Annotated in this window: 17 protein-coding genes; 8 read left to right on the forward strand and 9 right to left on the reverse strand. The window is 71.3% G+C overall.

The window, feature by feature from the left end; translation table 11 throughout:
* Positions 1 to 9 precede the first annotated feature (9 nt).
* Genes ACQP2O_RS05375 through ACQP2O_RS05385 form a run of 3 tightly spaced genes read right to left on the reverse strand, consistent with a single transcriptional unit; the run spans position 10 to position 2,967 of the window.
* Entirely contained in the window at positions 10 to 1,344 is a 1,335-nt protein-coding gene (locus ACQP2O_RS05375; RefSeq protein ID WP_433180432.1) for a Dyp-type peroxidase, read from the reverse strand.
* Between the two features lie 28 nt (positions 1,345 to 1,372).
* Positions 1,373 to 2,392, reverse strand: coding sequence for a hypothetical protein (locus ACQP2O_RS05380; protein WP_433180434.1), 1,020 nt, complete (start codon positions 2,390 to 2,392; stop codon positions 1,373 to 1,375).
* Between the two features lie 41 nt (positions 2,393 to 2,433).
* On the reverse strand, positions 2,434 to 2,967 hold the full coding sequence (locus ACQP2O_RS05385; RefSeq protein ID WP_433180436.1) for a hypothetical protein: 534 nt from the start codon (positions 2,965 to 2,967) through the stop codon (positions 2,434 to 2,436).
* Positions 2,968 to 3,113: 146 nt separating this feature from the next.
* Between ACQP2O_RS05385 and ACQP2O_RS05390 the strand changes: the two genes are divergently transcribed.
* Together ACQP2O_RS05390 and ACQP2O_RS05395 are read left to right on the forward strand one after the other, a co-directional pair.
* On the forward strand, positions 3,114 to 3,704 hold the full coding sequence (locus ACQP2O_RS05390) for a TetR/AcrR family transcriptional regulator (RefSeq protein ID WP_433180438.1): 591 nt from the start codon (positions 3,114 to 3,116) through the stop codon (positions 3,702 to 3,704).
* A gap of 4 nt (positions 3,705 to 3,708) precedes the next feature.
* Entirely contained in the window at positions 3,709 to 4,008 is a 300-nt protein-coding gene (locus tag ACQP2O_RS05395) for a hypothetical protein (protein WP_433180439.1), read from the forward strand.
* A 19-nt stretch (positions 4,009 to 4,027) separates the two neighbouring features.
* Here the strand turns inward: ACQP2O_RS05395 and ACQP2O_RS05400 are convergent, their stop codons facing one another.
* On the reverse strand, positions 4,028 to 5,647 hold the full coding sequence (locus ACQP2O_RS05400; protein WP_433180441.1) for an FAD-dependent monooxygenase: 1,620 nt from the start codon (positions 5,645 to 5,647) through the stop codon (positions 4,028 to 4,030).
* 90 nt (positions 5,648 to 5,737) lie between these two features.
* Between ACQP2O_RS05400 and ACQP2O_RS05405 the strand changes: the two genes are divergently transcribed.
* Complete coding sequence (locus ACQP2O_RS05405) at positions 5,738 to 6,346, forward strand: TetR/AcrR family transcriptional regulator C-terminal ligand-binding domain-containing protein (protein ID WP_433180443.1); 609 nt, start codon at positions 5,738 to 5,740, stop codon at positions 6,344 to 6,346.
* A gap of 61 nt (positions 6,347 to 6,407) precedes the next feature.
* Here ACQP2O_RS05405 and ACQP2O_RS05410 read toward each other — a convergent pair whose 3' ends face one another.
* From ACQP2O_RS05410 to ACQP2O_RS05425, 4 genes are all read right to left on the reverse strand, one after another.
* On the reverse strand, positions 6,408 to 7,025 hold the full coding sequence (locus ACQP2O_RS05410; protein ID WP_433180445.1) for a hypothetical protein: 618 nt from the start codon (positions 7,023 to 7,025) through the stop codon (positions 6,408 to 6,410).
* Positions 7,026 to 7,052: 27 nt separating this feature from the next.
* The gene (gene serC, locus ACQP2O_RS05415) at positions 7,053 to 8,159 is read right to left on the reverse strand and encodes a phosphoserine transaminase (protein WP_433180447.1); all 1,107 of its coding nucleotides are present in this window, start codon (positions 8,157 to 8,159) and stop codon (positions 7,053 to 7,055) included.
* A 69-nt stretch (positions 8,160 to 8,228) separates the two neighbouring features.
* Positions 8,229 to 8,513 (reverse strand): hypothetical protein, encoded by a 285-nt coding sequence (locus ACQP2O_RS05420; RefSeq protein WP_433180449.1) that lies wholly within the window; start codon positions 8,511 to 8,513, stop codon positions 8,229 to 8,231.
* A gap of 78 nt (positions 8,514 to 8,591) precedes the next feature.
* The gene (locus ACQP2O_RS05425) at positions 8,592 to 9,698 is read right to left on the reverse strand and encodes a citrate synthase 2 (protein ID WP_433180451.1); all 1,107 of its coding nucleotides are present in this window, start codon (positions 9,696 to 9,698) and stop codon (positions 8,592 to 8,594) included.
* Positions 9,699 to 9,873: 175 nt separating this feature from the next.
* Here ACQP2O_RS05425 and pdxH point away from each other — a divergent pair, with 175 nt between their 5' ends.
* The 3 genes from pdxH (at position 9,874) to ACQP2O_RS05440 (ending at position 13,384) form a co-directional block, all read left to right on the forward strand.
* Positions 9,874 to 10,530 (forward strand): pyridoxamine 5'-phosphate oxidase, encoded by a 657-nt coding sequence (gene pdxH, locus ACQP2O_RS05430; protein ID WP_433180453.1) that lies wholly within the window; start codon positions 9,874 to 9,876, stop codon positions 10,528 to 10,530.
* Positions 10,527 to 11,852 (forward strand): MFS transporter, encoded by a 1,326-nt coding sequence (locus tag ACQP2O_RS05435; protein WP_433180455.1) that lies wholly within the window; start codon positions 10,527 to 10,529, stop codon positions 11,850 to 11,852. Before pdxH ends, ACQP2O_RS05435 begins: the two co-directional genes overlap by 4 nt.
* A 113-nt stretch (positions 11,853 to 11,965) precedes the next feature.
* Complete coding sequence (locus tag ACQP2O_RS05440) at positions 11,966 to 13,384, forward strand: FG-GAP and VCBS repeat-containing protein (protein WP_433180457.1); 1,419 nt, start codon at positions 11,966 to 11,968, stop codon at positions 13,382 to 13,384.
* A gap of 164 nt (positions 13,385 to 13,548) precedes the next feature.
* Here the strand turns inward: ACQP2O_RS05440 and ACQP2O_RS05445 are convergent, their stop codons facing one another.
* A complete protein-coding gene (locus ACQP2O_RS05445; RefSeq protein ID WP_433180459.1) occupies positions 13,549 to 14,196 on the reverse strand; it encodes a UdgX family uracil-DNA binding protein in 648 nt (215 codons plus the stop codon).
* A 161-nt stretch (positions 14,197 to 14,357) separates the two neighbouring features.
* Between ACQP2O_RS05445 and ACQP2O_RS05450 the strand changes: the two genes are divergently transcribed.
* Together ACQP2O_RS05450 and ACQP2O_RS05455 are read left to right on the forward strand one after the other, a co-directional pair.
* On the forward strand, positions 14,358 to 15,059 hold the full coding sequence (locus tag ACQP2O_RS05450) for a metal-dependent transcriptional regulator (RefSeq protein WP_433180461.1): 702 nt from the start codon (positions 14,358 to 14,360) through the stop codon (positions 15,057 to 15,059).
* 103 nt (positions 15,060 to 15,162) lie between these two features.
* Positions 15,163 to 17,397: a SpoIIE family protein phosphatase gene (locus ACQP2O_RS05455; RefSeq protein ID WP_433180463.1), complete on the forward strand. Its 2,235-nt coding sequence runs from the start codon at positions 15,163 to 15,165 to the stop codon at positions 17,395 to 17,397.
* Positions 17,398 to 17,468: the final 71 nt, after the last annotated feature.

Genomic DNA, 17,468 nt, shown 5'->3' on the forward strand with positions numbered 1-17,468 from the left:
GTCGTGCCTTCAGCTGTGGAGATCACCGAGCCAGCTCAAGGCGTTCAGCCCGGGAAGGAAGCAGTATTCGCCGCCGCGGGTGATGACGAAGCGGGGCAGCGCTCGCAGGCGCCGTCGCAGTGGCCGCTGAGGGATGGTGAAGTCGTCGGGGCCGTCGCTGGAGCCGATGAGAGGATCGCGTGCGTTGCCCGCGCCGAAGAAGACGCCGTCGTTCATCCATTCGGACTGGACGAACTCGAACTGCCGGCCCAGGTGGGCTCCGATGAAGGCGAACATCAGACCTCGGTCGGCCCCGTCATCCTCCAGCATCCCGTCGGGTAGTGGCGGTCCGTAGGCGGTGCCGCGCCGGATCATCCGGTGCAGCCTCGGCTCTCCGGCCACCGCTGCGTCGCGGGGGTTGCCACGGCGGATGTGGCAGCCGCCGGGGGTGATGAACCCCGCCGGGTCGTCGTGTTCGTACAGGAAGGCGTTGTTGCGGCGAGGGTCGGCGCCCAGGACGGGATCATCGCACGAGGGGCTGAGCGCCAGCGGAGCGCCGCCGCGCCAGCGGCCCATGATCTTGGCGGCCAGTAGCTCCTCGTCCTCGGGTCCGGTGGCGTTGTCCTTCAGGTAGCGGCGGAAGGCCGCGACGCGCTGGTGGAGTTTGCGGAAGGCCGCGTAGGTGCCGTTGCGGCCCAGGATCTCGGGCTGCGGGGCTTGGACGCCACCGAGCTCATCGGGGTAGCCGAGCACGAACTCCCCAGCCTTGAGCGGTGCTTCCAGCGGGTTGGATCCGGCGATGCCGCTGCCTTCGACGGCCGGATGACTGATGCCGTCGCGGTAGCCGAAGGGTTCGGTCTCGGTGGGCAGCGCCTGGCAGTCCTGCCGCCAGATCGCGCTCACCCCGGACAGGTGCTGAAAGGCGGGGCGGGCGCGGTCGATGGCCGCCTGAAGGCGGGCGCTGTCGGGCGCCAGAGCGGTCAGCACCACGTGGACGTCGGGTGTGCCGAGCGGTGCCTCCCAGTGCTCGGGACTGCTGTCGCCGACGTCGCCGAGCGCTACGGCCCGGGCGGCCATCCCCTGCCGGAACTCCCAGGCGAAGGTCTCCAGAGCTTGCGGCGGCACGCCCAGGGCCTTGAGGCCGCAGAAGGTGAGCGCGACGCTCACCCAGGTATCGCCCAGCGGGCTCGTGGTGTCGGCGGCCGAGGTCACCACGGCGCGTACGCGCCGCATCAGCTCCCGGCCGTGCGCGCGGTCGTCGATACGAAACAGGATGTAGGTGGCCGCGTACGGGGTCGGGCGGGGGCTGAGGACGCCGCGTTGGATGTCGTCGAGCTCGAGCGCGGCATGTGTTGGTGTACTCACCGATCTCCCTCTCCCGCCGCCTGGGGCGTCACTTCGCCGAGACGATGTTCATCCAGAAGGCGCGCAGGCTCTCATCGCCGCCGAACAGCGAGCTGAAGATCGTGGAGTCGGCCAGTAGCACGTCGCCGGCGCGTTCTCCCGCGGGGGGCATCCACAGGCACATGTTGAACTCGGTGTTGCCGGCCTCGGTGAAGGGGTGCGGCGGCCTGGAGAGGTCGATCGGCTGGCGGCCCAGCACGTGGATGACGTCCGGCTCGTCGGTCGTCACCGCGTAGTGCGGCAGGTGCATGTGGAAGTTGAAGGTGGTCACGCCATCCAGCCATCCCCTGGTATCCAGGTCCCGATTGACCGACAGCGGCGCGATCTTGTTGGCCTGCTGTACCGCGGGCCGCAGCCCGTAGCGGTTTTCCACCGGCACCCCGAGGCCGCGCATCAGGTCGCGGACGTAGCGGCCGAAGCGTTGCCGGCGGGGTACCAGGGCGTCTCCATGGTGGTGGTACTCGGCGTCGCGTACGGCCATATCGTCTGAGGCCCCCACGTCGTGGTGCGGTCCCAGCACCAGGCAGGTGCCCTCCCGGGCCAGGAAATGCCGCAGCGCCTCGATCTCTGCGGGCTCGGCCTCCTGCCCGGTGATCATGTGATCCAGGCCGAAGACGAACAGGGTGTCGGTGTCATCCAGCACCCGCTCGTCCAGCACGGTGCGGAAGCCTGCCTGGTCGATGCGCTGGTACACCGGCACGCTGTGGCCGGTGGCCTCCTCGACGAACTGCTGGAACGGCGCCCACCCCCAGAAGAACAGCTCCAGCGATCCGGCGATGCCCTGCTGGAAGCGCAGCGGATCGGACCAGCGCGGGTCCTCATAGGCCGGCCAGTTCACTCGCCGCACCTCGGTCAGCGTGGAGAACCGGTTGTCGAGCTCGGCCGGGTTCCTGCCCGCCTCGGCCGGATAGCTCCACGAGACGTAGATGCTCACCCGCCGGCGGCCTGGGGTGTAGGGGCGCGGCACGTGGTTCTGGTTGTAGACGCGGGCGGTCCTGGACTCGCTCATCTCGCCTCCGATCACCAGTAGGACGCACCGGGGGCCTGGTCTTACTGCATCTGGTCGAGCATCTCCGACAGGGCGCCTTTGATCCGCAGCGCTTTTTTGATCTCATCGGCGGTGACGTACGGATACTCTCCGTACTCGATGAAGCTCGGGCAGTGGTGCTCGCGGACGAATCTGACGAACGCCTCGGGATTGGTCTTCCAGTCCTCGGGGAAGCCCACGAGGTTCTCGAACGCCGTGTTCACCCCCGCCTTGGTGAACAACGCGATGGCGTCTTCGGTGTACTTGTCGAAGTCAGTGTCGAAGATCCCCTGGTACATGAACCGGGTGTCGTCATCGAACAACACCCAGCGTAGGTAGTGCAGCTTCAGCGGCGCCAGAAGAGACGGATCGGCCTCCAAGGCCTTGGCCAGCGCGTGACCGTAGTTACGGATGGCTTCGGCGCGGCCGGGCTTGACGTCGGCGTTGACGGTGAACCCGTAACACGCCGGGGTCTGCGGAAAGACCGGCCCGTACTTGCCCTGTTCGAGGTGGTCGGTCTCCTTGGGAATCGAGACAGCCTGCGGCGTGATGTCCATGCCGGCTCCTCCCTCGCCCGGTCAGAGGGGGAACAGGCCAACGGCCACCTGACAGGTCAAATCATCCCACAGGCCGGCCTGCGTTCGAAGGGCACGCAACTGCCCACCGAGCTGACGATCTGACAAATCAGGTATAGAGTGTCAGCATGTCCACCTCGATGGAGGCGAAGCGGGAGCAGGTCGTGTCCGCCGCGCTCGGTGTGTTCGGCAGGTACGGCTATCGCCGTACGTCGATGGACCTCGTCGCGCAAGCGGCGCGGATGTCGCGGCCGGCCGTGTACCAGCACTTCAAGAACAAGGAAGAGATCTTCCGCGCGGTCGGGCAGCTGATCGCCGAGCGGGTCACGGCGGCGGCGCGGGAGGCGGGACAGGCCGGGCGGCCGGTCGCGGAGCGGCTGTACGGGACGCTGGTCGTCAAGCTCGACCTGTTCGCGGGCACGATCGACGCCGAGTTCCGGGCGGAGCTGTTCAGCGAGGCGGCGGACATCGCCCAGGACGTCGTCCGGGCCTTCGAGGACGCCTATCGCGACGTGGTCGAGGCCGTTCTTCTCGACTGTGCCGACGAACTCGATCTGCTCGGCCACGCACTGTCCGCCCGCGACGCCGCCACGCTTCTGCTCGACGCCCTGGCCGGGATCACTCAGGCCCGAGAGGAGCCGGAGGTCCTGCACGCCCGGCTTCGGCAGCTCGTCGAGCTGACCGTTCGAGGCCTCACCGGCACCCCCGAGAAGAGATGATCACATGAGCCTGGTCCTGAGCTTCCTCGCCGGCGTCTTCGGCGCGAACGCCACCCCGCACTTCGTCAAAGGCATCACCAAGGAGCGCTTCCCCTGCGTGTTCGGCAGCGGTCCGCTGGTCAACCTGGTCGCGGGCTGGGCGATGTACGTCATCGCCGCGCTGACGGCCGTCGCCGCCGACATGACGGCCCATCCCGTGCCCGCCTTCTCGGCCGCCGCCGTCGGCGTTCTGGCCATGGGCGTGTTCCACGCCACCATCGGCGCCTTCGGCAGGGGGCGGCCGGCCTCGACCCCCAAGCCGTGACCCCGAACGTCCCGGTGCCTCAGTGTGCCGTTGGGCGGCCCAGCGCCCGTCGGGTGGCGGCGGCGAGGGCGGTGAGGGGGTCGGGGGCGGCGTGGGGAGTGCGCCAGGCGATCACGTGGTCGGGGCGGACCAGCAGGGCGCCGTGGTCGCTGATGCCGCAGGCGTCGGCGGGCCGTGTCGGTGCTGAGGCGATCTGGTGGGGCAGGAGCGTCGCGTCGAGGAAGGTGCCGTGCGGATCCAGCCGGTGTGCGGCTTGTACCCAGGGGTGTCCGCCGGGTCCGGCGAGGAGCAGGTAGCGGCCGTCGCGGACCAGGTCGAGCGTGGAGCCGGGCCCGTCCTGGCCGATGAGGGGCAGGTGCGGCAGCCGGGTGCCGGGCTCGCCGCGCCAGTGGTCCGGCTCGTCGGCCGCCGGCAGATCGGTCGGTTCGGCGCCGGGTACGGGGTAGCGGTAGCCGATGGCCACCGCCGCCTCACTGAGCAGCGGACGGTCCTCGATCGGGACCTGGGCGCGGTCGCGGGCGCGCAGGAGCGCCTGCTCGACCGTGATCCGGCCCACGGCGCGGCGCTCGGGCTCGTAGTCCTCCAGCAGCCGCGCGTCCGCGTGGCCGCGCAGGACCGAGACCAGTTTGGCGGTGAGGTTCCAGGCGTCCTGGATGCCGGCGTTGGCGCCGAAGCCGCCGGTCGGCGGGGTGACGTGCACCGCGTCGCCGAGCAGGAAGACCCGGCCGGCGCCGTACGAGTCGGCCACCCAGCCGCCCATCTGCCAGGGGCGGCTCCCGGTGAGCGTGAAACGCGATGCCGGCAGGCCGAGCGCGCGTGAGACGATCCCACGGCACCGCCGGCCATCGAACGTCGCCGGATCGGTGAGCGCGGGATCGTAGGTCACCGACACCGTCCCGCGATCCTGTGCGGTGTTCCAGGACAGGAACGCCTGCTCGGGCGGGCCGGTGAAGGCCAGGGCGAGTCGGCGGCCCTCGAGCAGCCGGCGCAGGTCGGCTTCGAAGCCGATCTCCATGACGTGCGCGATCACCTCGGTGCCGCTGCGGCTGATGCCCAGGCTCTCGCGGACGGTGCTGCCGTTTCCGTCCGCGGCCAGGAGATAGTCGGCCGCCACGGTGTACGTGCTGCCGTCGGTACGGCGTATCAGCGCCACGACGTGGTCGTCGTGCCGGCGTAGTTCGAGAAGGCGGTGGCCGAAGCGCAGGTCGGCGCCGGCGGCGCGGGCGTGCGCGCGGACGACGATCTCCAGGTCGGCCTGTTTGACGAAGGCGCTGGGGCAGGGCGAGACGCTGCTGAAGTCCGCTGCGGCCGGGAGCCGCCAGCGCCGCAGCTCCGGGCCGGCGAGCGAGGCGACCACCGCGGCGTGGTCGGCCGGTGGGAGGCGGTGCTGGACGGCGTAGATGTCCTGGTCGGCGCCGACACAGCGGTACGCCTCCATCGTGCGCGGATAGAACAGCTTGGCGCGAAGCCGGGTCGAGACCGCGGCGTGCTTCTCGACCAGGACGGGGGCGATGCCGCGGGCGCCGAGGAACAGCGCGGCCGAAGCCCCCACGATGCTCCCACCCACGATCAGAACGGGAACGCGTGCGGGCGGAGACTCGCCGCCTGCTCTGGCGGCCGCGGTGCTGGGATCGGGCATGGGAACCTCTCGCAAACGAATCAGAACAGGTCTGTTCCATTATTGCCATACGCCGGAAAGCAAACGCAACAGCTCTGTATCGTTACTGGAGTGAACGCGGAACTCCAAGGCCGTCGCGGCGGGCGGCAGCGCGACCCTGCCACCGACGCGGCCATCATCGACGCGGTCCTCGACATGGTCGCCGCCGGCGCCACCCTCACCGGCCTTTCACTGGTGGCCATCGCCAAGCAGGCCGGAGTCTCCCGCAACAGCGTCTACCGGCGGTGGAAGACCAAGGACGAGCTCTACCTCGACGTGCTGGAGACGATCAACGAGCGACGGCCCTCGGCGCCCGGTGCCGGTACCCGCGACGACCTGGCCGTCCTCCTGCGGGCCCTCGCCGAGCGCGTCGTCGACAAGCGGGCCAGCAGCATGCTGCGAGCCCTCAACGCCGAGGCCGCGGCCTTCCCCCGGCTGCACGGCCGCTACTTCGAGGAGATCGTCGCCCCCCGCCGGGAAGCCATGAACCACGTCCTGCGACGCGGCGTGGAACGAGGAGAGATCCGCCCGGACATCGACCCCGACCTGATCTCCGAACTCCTCGTCTCACCTCTCCTCGCCCGCATGGCATCGGGCAACATCGACCAACTCATCCCGGAACAGGCCAGCCGGCAGATCATCGACCTGGTCCTCGACGGCGCGGCGGCCACACCGGGCTGACGGCAAAGGACGCTCCTGCTCTCGCGGGCCGAGCGCCGCTCGAACTCCGGCGGCCGCAGGGTCAGGCCGTCCTCACCGGGCGGCGCTCGGGGCGCCTGCGTCGGCCGGCGTAGAACATCGTGGCGCCGGTCAGCACGAACAGCCCGGCCGCGATCTGCACGGTGACGCTGAGCGGTGGATGATCGGGCCCGTCCGGGAGCCGCGGGTCGAGCAGCCCCAGCGGGTCCTTGCGGAGCGTGACCCGCTGCAGCGAGGTGAAATGGTCGTCGCAGTTCTCCTGCTCGGAGACCACGTGCTGCTCACCGGTCGGCTCGACCACCGTGCAGTACAGGTCGGCCCCGCGCCGGTTGTGCCGGTCCTCGACCTTGGCGACGGTGGCGGGAGCCGGCGTTCCCAGGGCCTTCATGTACAGCTCGTACAGGCCGGGCCCGGCGAACAGCGTCAGGGCGAGGCCGCTGCAGGAGATGACCACGGCGGCTCCGGCGCGATGCCAGATCCCGCCGGCGAGGATGGCGGCGACGGCCCAGGCCGCGAGGGCGACGATCACGCCGACGACGATGAGGCCGTGCGGATACTGGGCGAGCCACGCCCCGAGGACGAACAGCACGGGGACGGCGCAGGCCCACGCCAGGGAGCTGAGCAGCCGGCGGGCGGGGGAGAGGGGCCGGTCCGCCGTCATGGGCGGAACGGTGCCGGGCGATCCCATCTAAAGACGCTCGACGACGTGGTCGACGCAGGCGGTGAGCGCCTCGATGTCGTCCGGGTCGATCGCCGGGTACATCGCGATGCGCAGCTGGTTGCGGCCCAGGCTCCGGTACGGCTCGGTGTCGACGATGCCGTTGGCGCGCAGGACCTTCGCCACCTGGGAGGCGTCGACGCCCTCGAAGTCGATCGTGCCCACGACGTTCGAGCGCTGGGCGGGGTCGGCGACGAACGGCGTGGTGTAGGAGGTCTTCTCCGCCCAGGTGTAGAGCCGCCGCGCGGACTCGGCGCTGCGCCCGGTCGACCAGGCCAGGCCGCCCCGCTCGAGGAACCATTCGATCTGCTCGGCCATGAGCAGCAGCGTCGCGACCGCCGGGGTGTTGTACGTCTGGTCCTTGCGGGAGTTGGTCACCGCGACGGTCAGGTCGTAGAAGTCGGGGATGTAGCGGCCGGAGGCGGCGATCTCCTCGATCCGGGCCAGCGCGGCCGGGGACATCAGCGCCAGCCACAGCCCGCCGTCGGAGGCGAACCCCTTCTGCGGCGCGAAGTAGTAGACGTCGGTCTCGGCGACGTCGACGGGCAGGCCTGCCGCGCCGCTGGTCGCGTCGACGAGGACGAGCCCGGAGCCCGACGGCCGCTCGATCGGCATGGCGACGCCGGTGGAGGTCTCGTTGTGGGTGAAGGCGTAGACGTCGACGGAGTCGTCGGCCACCGGGGAGGGATGGGAGCCCGGCTCGCTCTCGATCACCGACGGGTCGGCGAGCCACGGGGCCTTCTTCGTGACCTTCGCGAACTTCGAGGAGAACTCCCCGAAGGTCAGATGCTGCGACCGCTCCCGTACGAGCCCGAACGCGGCGGCGTCCCAGAACGCCGTCGTGCCGCCGTTGCTCAGCACGACCTCGTATCCCTCGGGCGGCGAGAACAGCTGTGCCAGCCCTTCGCGGACGCGCGCGACGAGCGACTTGACCGGCCGCTGCCGGTGCGAGGTGCCGAGGTAGGTGGCGCCGGACGCTGCCAGGGCGGCCACCTGCTCGGGACGGACCTTCGACGGCCCGGAGCCGAAGCGGCCGTCGGCGGGCTTGAGGCTGTCGGGGAGCACGATGTCGGTCACGTCCAGCAAGAATAGTTGAGGCGCAGCGCCGCGCAGCGGCCTTTCCACAGCTTGAGACGCCGCCCCCTGTCAAGACCGGCGGCGGAGCGCCCAGATCACCAGGCCGAGCAGCACGAGCGCACAGCCCACGGACACGGTCGCCGGGTAGAGCCACGGGCGGCCCGCGCGGTGGGCGTCCAGCGCCGCACCCCCGGAGTCGTACGACAGCAGCGCGAGGGCCCCGGCCATCACCCAGCCGACGATCTTCCAGGAGAGCGCGTCGCGGCTCTGGACGCGCTCGCGCCGCTCGCGTTCCTGCCGCAGCAGCTCGACGTCACGCTCGTCGGGTTCCTCGTCGCGGGGGCCGGTGTACATGGCCCCATCCTCCCTCCGGCAGAAAGGCGAACGGCCCGTGACGCCGGAGCATCACGGGCCCTACGGGAGGGAACGCCGTCAGCGCTTGTCCAGCACCTCGGACGCGCCGTCGACATCGGCGACCGGGCGGGACGCCGGGCCGACATAGTGGGCGCTCGGACGCACCAGGCGGCCGGTGCGCTTCTGCTCCAGGATGTGCGCGGCCCAGCCCGCCGTACGGGCGCAGGTGAACATGGCCGGCATCATGTGCGGCGGCACCTCGGCGAAGTCGAGGATCACCGCGGCCCAGAACTCCACGTTCGTCTCGATCGGACGGTCGGGACGGCGCTCGCGCAGCTCGGCCAGCGCGGCGTCCTCCAGAGCCTTGGCCGCCTCGAACCGAGAGGCGTTCAGCTCCTTGGCCGTACGGCGGAGCACGCGGGCGCGCGGGTCCTCGGCGCGGTAGACGCGGTGGCCGAAGCCCATGAGCCGCTCGTGGTTGTCCAGGATGTCGGTCACGACCTTGCGGGCGTCACCGAGCTGCTCGACCTTCTCGATCATCGGCAGCACACGAGCCGGGGCACCGCCGTGCAGCGGGCCGGACATCGCACCGATCGCACCCGAGATCGACGCCGCCACGTCCGCGCCGGTGGAGGCGATGACGCGGGCGGTGAAGGTCGAGGCGTTCATGCCGTGCTCGGCGGCCGAGACCCAGTACGCGTCGATGGCCTTGACGTGCTGCGGGTCCGGCTCACCACGCCAGCGGATCATGAACCGCTCGGTGATCGTCGTGCCTTCGCTGACACGGCTCTGGGGGACCATCGGCAGGCCCAGGCCGCGGGCGCTCTGCGCCACGAACGACAGGGCGGTCACCGACGTACGGGCCAGGTCCTCGCGCGCCTGCTCGTCGCTGATGTCCAGCAGCGGGCGCATGCCGTACGCCGGAGCGATGATCGGCAGCGCGCTCTGGACGTCGACGCGGACGTCGCCGGAGTGCACCGGCAGCACGTGCGGCTCGGCCGGAGCCAGCCCGGGGGTGAAGCTGTTGTCGACCAGCAGGCCCCACGCGTCACCGAAGGAGACGCGGCCAACGAGGTCTTCGATGTCGACTCCCCGGTACCGGAGAGCCCCGCCCTCCTTGTCCGGTTCCGCGATCTCAGTCTCGAAGGCGACTACGCCCTCGAGGCCGGGTTTGAAGTCGGACATGTTCTGTCCTGCCTTTCGTCCCCTTGATGTACAGACGCCAATTGGTAATTGAACCGCTTCATCGGGGCTGAGCCGTACCCGGGGGGGTGTGAGATGCGCAATTTTTTCCGTTTGGGCAACTCTCGCGGGAACCTTGTCGCGTCCTGCAGGGCCTCACGCGAGAGGATGTCCTGTCGTGGAGCACCATGATGTCGCAGCCTTCCGAGAGTCCTACATGGGCGGGGGCCTGCACGCCCGAGACCTCGCACCCGACCCGCTGACGCAGTTCGGCACCTGGTTCACCGACGCGGTCGGGGCGGGGCTGACCGAGCCCAACGCCATGGTCCTCAGCACCGTCGACGCTGACGGCCGGCCCAGTGTACGTACCGTGCTGCTCAAGGGGTACGGCCCGGACGGGTTCCGCTTCTTCACCAACCACCGCTCCCGCAAGGCGCAGGCGATCGCGGCCGATCCCCGGGTGGCGCTGCTCTTCCCGTGGCACCCGCTGCGCCGCCAGGTGATCGTCGAGGGGACCGCCGAGCACCTGCCGCGCGAGGAGTCGGCGGCGTACTTCGCGACCCGGCCGTACGGCTCGCAGCTGGGCGCCTGGACGAGCGAGAACCAGTCCGCGGTCATCACCGAGCGCGCCGAGCTGGAGCGCCGCTACGTCGAGCTGGAGGAGCTCTGGCCGCACGAGGTGCCGCTCCCGGACTTCTGGGGCGGCTACCGGGTGATGCCGATGAGGGTGGAGTTCTGGCAGGGACGCCCCGACCGGCTGCACGACCGGCTCCGCTACCGGCGCGCGGCCCCGGGCGAAGAGGGCGAATGGGCCATCGAGAGACTTAGTCCGTGAGCCCCGACCCCGATTCCTCCTCGCCTGACCTGCGTTCCACCTCCGACGATCAGCCGTCCACGGCCCGGCGCGCCGCCCGGTCGAGGCGCCTCGGCGCGCTGGCGCGGCGGGCCGCCATCGACACGCGCCCGCTGCGGCACCCGGCGTTCCGGCGGCTGTGGATCGGCCAAGGAGTCTCGTTCGGCGGCTTCGCGCTCACCTCGGTGGCGATCTCCGTCCAGGTGTACGACCTGACCAAGTCCTCGCTCTGGGTCGGGATGCTGGGCCCGGCCAACCTGATCCCGCTGATCGTCTTCGGCCTGTGGGGCGGCGCGGTCGCCGACGCCATGGACCGCCGGAGGCTGCTCATCATCGCGTCCCTGATCACGTGGACGTCCACCCTCGGCCTGTTGCTCCAGGCGCTGCTCCACGCCGGGAGCGTTCCACTGATCATCGGGCTGGTCGTGGTGCAGGCCATCGGAGTCGCCATCTCCTCGCCGACCCGCGGCGCGGTCATCCCGCGCCTGCTGCCGGTCGAACTGGTCCCCGCGGCCAACACGCTGAACTTCACCGCCTCGCAGGTGGCCACGTTCGCCGGCCCCATGCTGGCCGGCGTCGTGATCGGGCACGGCGGCTACGCGATGGCGTACGGCATCGACGCCGTGCTGTTCACGGTCGGGCTGTACGCCACCGTCCGCCTGCCCTCGATGGCGCCGCTGGGCGACGAGACGGGGCGGCCCGGGCTGCGCTCGGTCATCGAGGGACTGCGCTTCCTCGCCACCCGGCCCGTCCTGATGATGTCGTTCGTCGTCGACATCATCGCGATGGCCGTCGCCTTGCCCAGGGCGCTGTTCCCGGAGGTCGCCGAGATTCGCTTCGGCGGCGAGGAGGCCGTGGGCTGGCTCATCGCGGCGATCGGCGTCGGCGGCGTCATCGGCGGCCTGTTGTCCGGCTGGATCGGCCGGATCCGCCGCCAGGGCATCGCGCTGATCGTCGCCATCGTGGCGTGGGGCCTGGCCGTGGCGGCGTCGGGACTCGCGCACTCGCTGTGGCTCGCCGTCCTGTTCCTCGCGCTCGGCGGCGCGGCCGATCTCGTGTCGGGGGTGTTCCGGCAGACGATCCTGCAGACGTACGCCCCAGACGAGATGCGAGGACGCCTGCAGGGGGTCTTCACGGTCGTCGTCGCGGGCGGTCCCCGGCTGGGAGATCTCCGCGCCGGGGCGCTCGCCGCGGGGGTCGGCGCGACCGCGTCCTGGGTCGGCGGCGGAATCGCCTGCGCGGTCCTCGTCGTCCTCGTCGGCCTGGCCGTGCCGTCCTTCCGCCGCTACACCGCGGACCGCTAGCCCGAACGGCGTAGCAGAGCCGGAACTCGCCGGGGCAGGGCATTGCCCCGGAGCGACCGGCGCACTACCGTTCGCAACGCCCACATGATCATCCGTACCCGCCCGGAGATTTCATGCAGCGACGCCTGCGAGCGGCGATGACGCTCGCCCTGATCGGCCTGCCCGCGACCCTGAGTGCGGCCCCTGCCCACGCCGCCTCCCGCACACCGTGGGCTGTCGGCCGGACGCCGGGCGCCGCGACCCGCGTGGCGGAGGCCGCCGTTCGTGCGCCGGGGGCTGCGACCCGTACGGCGGAGGCCACTGCTCGTACGCCGTGGGCCGCAGCCCGTACGGCGGAGGCCGCCGCCCGCACGCCCGGGGTCGCCGACGTCGACGGTGACGGGTACGGCGATCTGGCGATCGGTGCGCCGGGCGCGGCCGGCGGCGGCAGGGTGGCCGTCGTGTACGGCTCGCGCGGCGGCGCGAACGTCAAGCGCCATCAGGTCCTCGCGCCGCTCAAGGCGGGAGGCGCGTTCGGCACGGCGGTCGCGACCGCGGACTTCGACGGCGACGGGCATGCCGACCTGGCGGTGGGCGCACCCGGACACGGCACGATCGAGATCTTCACTGGGAGCCGGTCGGGGCTGACCCGGCACGCGGTCCTGACCCCCGGCGACGGGGCGGGGCGGGCCCTCGCGGTCGGCGACGTCGATCACGACGGGCACCCCGATCTCCTCGCGGCGACGAAGTCCGCCCTCCTGGTGATCGGGTTCGCCACCGGCGACGCGAAGGTCGTGGCCACGATCAAGGGCAGGACCGCGGCGCACGTCGCCCTGGCCGCAGGTGACGTGAACGGCGACGGGTACGCCGACGCGGCGTGGAACGCCGACGGCCGCCTGCGTCTCCTCCACGGATCGAAGACCGGGCTGCGGGCGGTGTCCGGCACGGCGAGCGTCGGGTCCACCGGCGGCCTGGCGATCGCCGACGTCAACGGGGACCACCACGGGGACGTCGTCGCGGGCGACCCCGCGGGATCCCACGGCGGGCTCGTGAAGATCTACCCCGGCGGCGACCTCGGGCACCCGCGGACGTTCTCGCAGGACTCCAGCGGCGTGCCCGGCACCGGGGAGAAGGGCGACGAGTTCGGCGCCGCGGTCGCCGCGCGCGACGTCGACGGCGACGGGCGCTCCGAGGTGGTGGTCGGCGCTCCGGGTGAGGACATCGGCAAGCGCCGGAACGCCGGGGCCGTGACCGTCCTGCGCGGGAACGCGCACTGGAAGCTGGGCTCCGGCTCCTCGGCGTTCAGCCAGAACACCGAGGGCGTGCCGGGCGTCGCGGAGACCGGCGACCGGTACGGCGGTGCGCTCTCCCTCGCCGATCTCGACGGCGACACGAGGCTCGACCTGGCCGTCGGCACCCCCGGCGAGAACGGCGGCGACGGCGGCGTCTCGATCTACCCGGGCCAGGGCATCGCGGGCATGATCGTCTTCGGCGGCAAGTCCGCCGGCGTGTCCGCCGCCAAGGCCGCCTTCGGCGCGTCCGTCGCGGGCTGACCGCCGGGGGAGCACCGCCCGAGGCCGGTACGGGGAAGGGCAGGGCCCGGCCCAGAGCGGCTGTGGGGACCCCGGCCTTATGGCCCGGCTCAGAGCGGCTCCGGGATCCCGGCCGTACGGCCCCGGCTAGAGCGGTTGCGGGACCCCGGCCGTACGGCCCGGCGCTAGTGCAGGACCTCGGCGGCGACCTTCAGGTCCGAGACCAGGCCGGCGTACGCCGCGTCGCGGTCGTCGGCGCGCAGCACGGCCGACGGGTGGATGGTCGCGACGTAGAAGCCGTTCTGCGTGGCCGACTCGTCGTCCAGCGGCGGGCGCGTGATCAGCTGGCCGCGCTGCTTCGTCACGCGGAAGGACGGGCCGAGGAGTGCCTTGCCCGCCGTCGCGCCGAGCACCACGATCACCTCGGGATCGATGATCCGCAGCTCGGCGGTGAGCCAGGGCTTGCACGCCGAGATGTGCGTCACGTCCGGCGTCTGGTGGATGCGGCGTTTGCCCGGCCCGGACTGGCTGAACCGGAAGTGCTTGACGGAGTTGGTGACGTAGGCGTCGCCCCGCTCGATCCCCGCCTCGGAGAGGGCCTTGTCCAGTAGCCGGCCCGCCGGGCCCACGAACGGCGCGCCCTGGCGATCCTCCTGGTCACCGGGCTGCTCGCCGACCAGCACCACCCGCGCGGCCGGGCCGCCGGATCCGAGGACGGCCTGGGTGGCGTGCTCGTACAGGTCGCAGCCGTGGCAGTCCTGCACGGCACGGCGCAGCCCGTCGAGATCCGCCCCGGCCGGGACGTAGTGTTCGGCACCTTCGAAACGTGTCATCGCGCGCTCAATCTACCCAGGGCGGGCCGCCCGAAGCTGCCGGGAAGAGCAGGTCCGCCCGGGACGTTCAAAGAATGAGGACACAAGGATCGCCCCCTGCCCTTTTCGGTTCCCCAACCGTCGCTGATCCGCCGTAGCATGGGGCGAGACTGGAGGAAGCCTTGACCGCACACGGCTTGATCGACACCACGGAGATGTATCTCCGTACGATCTTCGAGCTCGAAGAAGAGGGCATCGTCCCCCTTCGTGCGCGCATTGCCGAGCGGTTGTCGCAGAGCGGTCCCACGGTCAGCCAGACGGTCGCGCGGATGGAGCGCGACGGCCTGGTTCGCGTCGAGGGCGACCGTCACCTGGAGCTCACCGACAACGGCCGGTCCCTGGCCGTGCGGGTCATGCGCAAGCACCGGCTCGCCGAATGCCTGCTCGTCAACGTCATCGGCCTGCCGTGGGAGGACGTCCACGTCGAGGCCTGCCGTTGGGAGCACGTGATGTCGGAGGAGGTCGAGCGGCGCATCGTCGCGCTGCTCGGCGGCCCGTCTGCGTGCCCGCACGGCAACCCGATCCCCGGACTGGCCGAGCTCGGCGCTACTGCCGAGGCGCCGGAGGCGGAGCCGCTGGCGCTCATGACCGATGTCGCGACCGAGAGCGGGGTCCCCGTGGTCGTGCAGCGGATCAGTGAGCAGGTCCAGGGCGATCGCGCGCTGATGGTCCAACTCAAGCAGATCGGGATTCAACCGGGACGAGAGGTGACGCTTGCGGCCGGCGACGACGGTATCCGAGTGACGCGTGACGACGAAGCCGACAGTCCGTCCGCCGAGATTCCACGCCGTGTGGCGTCTCACGTCTTCGTGTCGAAGCGCTGAGTTGCCGCCCGTTCGGCGTATCCCGGCGCGGCGTTCGTCGTTCAATAAGTACGGGGGGACGATGTCCGGGGGGCCGAGTGAGTGATCGCAAGGTGACAGGCCCATGACGCGCCGACGTGATTCACGCGTCGACGCGCTTCTGCCGCCGAAGACCGTGCTGGACGCCATGGAGATGGCGGTCATCGTCTGCGACCGGTACGGCAACCTCATCTATACCAACCCCTTCACCGAGACCCTCCTCGGATTCGGTGGCCCGGAGTACATCGGCCGGTCGTGGCTGTCCCTCGGCGTCGCCGAGGAGGACCACGAGCAGGCCAAGGAGCTGGCCCGGCGCGTCCTGCGCGGCGCGGTGTGGGAGGGGACCTTCTGCAACGTCCGGGCCGACGGCAGCACCGTCTACACCCGGGCGTACGCCGTTCCCCTGCGTCACCCCTCCGGCAGCGTCGAGGGGCTGGTCATCTTCGGCCGGGAGGCGCTGCGCAGCAACCAGCGCGACCAGGACCGCTACGGCCTGCTCGAGCGGATCGGCGAGCGGCTGGCCGGCTCGCTGGAGCTGCAGCAGACCTTGCGGCGGGTCGCCGACACGCTCGTTCCCCAGTTCGCCGATCACTGCTTCATCGACCTGTTCAGCGGCGACCAGCTCATCCGGCGGGTGGGTCGGCACGCCGGTGCCTGGACCCCGCCGCCGGGCACCTGGCGGGAGATCGGCGAGACGGTCGAGTACCCGCCCGGTCACTTCTGCGCGAAGGCGATGACGCGCCGCGACGCGGTCCTGGTCGACGACGTCGTCGCCGATCGGATGAAGGCGCCGACCCCGGCGAGCAGGCGGCTCGGCGAGGAGGTCGGCGTGACCTCGATCATCGCGGCGCCCTTGCTGGCGCGCGGGGAGCTGCTCGGCGTGATGAGCCTGGCCCTGTCCGGCCTCACCGTGCGGCCCGACCCGCACTTCGACGGATTCGACCGTGACCTCATCGGCGCCATCGCGAGCCGGGTGGCGCTGGCGATCGACAACGCCATGCTCTTCGAGGAGGAGCGCGAGACCGCCCTGGCGTTCCAGAAGCAGCTCCTGCCCGGCGACCGGCCGCCGCCCCTGGACGGGCTGGAGATCGCCTGGCGGTACGAACCGGCCCGCCCGCTGGAGTCGCATGGCCAGGGCATCCAGACGCAGGTCGGCGGCGACTGGTACGACGTGATCCCGCTGTCGGCGGGCCGGGTCGGCCTGGTCATCGGCGACGTCGAGGGCCGGGGAGCCCGCGCCGCCGCCGTCATGGGGCAACTGCGGGCGGCGCTGCGCGCGTTCGCGCAGGACGACAAGCCGCCGGCCGACATCCTTCTCAAGCTGGACGAGTGGGTGCGCACGATGAGCACCCCGGTCCGGTACGCCAACGGTGCCACACCCGGCGGCCAGGAGACGCCGCTCGTCTCCGTCACGTACTTCGTGTACGACGCCTGGTCCCGCCACCTCTCCTTCGCCAACGCGGGGCACCAGCCGCCGCTGCTCGTCCTCGACGGCGAGGTGGGCGAGCTGGAGGCCAGCGGCCGGGGCGCCATGCTCGGCGTCCGCCAGCCGGGCGTGGGCGGCGACATCCGGTACGAAGAGGAGACCCGCGAGCTGCCGCCCGGCAGCACGCTGGTCCTCTACACCGACGGGCTGATCGAGCGCCGGCCCAAGGAGGACGGCGATCACCACAGCCGGGAGCAGGCGCGCGAGCTGCTGTACCAGGCGGTTCGCAAGGCGGCCCGCGGCGACGTCGAGTCGATCGCCAACGCGGCGTTCGAGGCCGTCCCCGGCGACATCGACGACGATGTGGCCATCGTCGTGGTCCGCACCGCACCGACCCGGCTGCAGGTCCAGGAGCGCACCTTCCCCGCCGAGCCGATCATGGTGTCGGAGGCGCGCCGGCTGGCCGCCGAGACGTTCGCCGACTGGGGCATGCTGGACGAACAGTCCGACATGGCCTGCCTGCTGGTCTCCGAGGTGGTCACCAACGTCGTACTGCACGCGGCCAACGCCCCGGCCCCGCGCCGCGAGCTGGTGCTGGAGGGCGCGCTGGGCCTCGACGGCCCAGGCGGTTTCGACGACCCGTGGGAACTGCCCGACCTGACCCGCCGCGAGCCCGTCACCAAGGAGTTCACGCTCCGGCTGCGGCGAGGCGGGAAGGCCGTCTGGGTCGAGGTCCTGGACAAGGACATGCGCCTGCCCCGCATCCGGAGCGCCGGTGAGACCGACGAAGGCGGCCGTGGCCTCTACCTGGTCGACCAGCTAGCCGCCAGGTGGGGCTCCCGCCCGACGAGCGACGGCAAGGCCGTGTGGTTCGAGATCCCCTTGAAGTCCTGAGTGAGCACCTCCTTGCCGTCGGCGTTGACGCGCAAAGCCGGGCAATTCCGGCGGCGAGGCGTCCACATCGG

Origin of the sequence: Actinoallomurus sp. CA-150999 (assembly GCF_050942425.1) — a bacterium.
GTDB lineage: Bacteria > Actinomycetota > Actinomycetes > Streptosporangiales > Streptosporangiaceae > Actinoallomurus.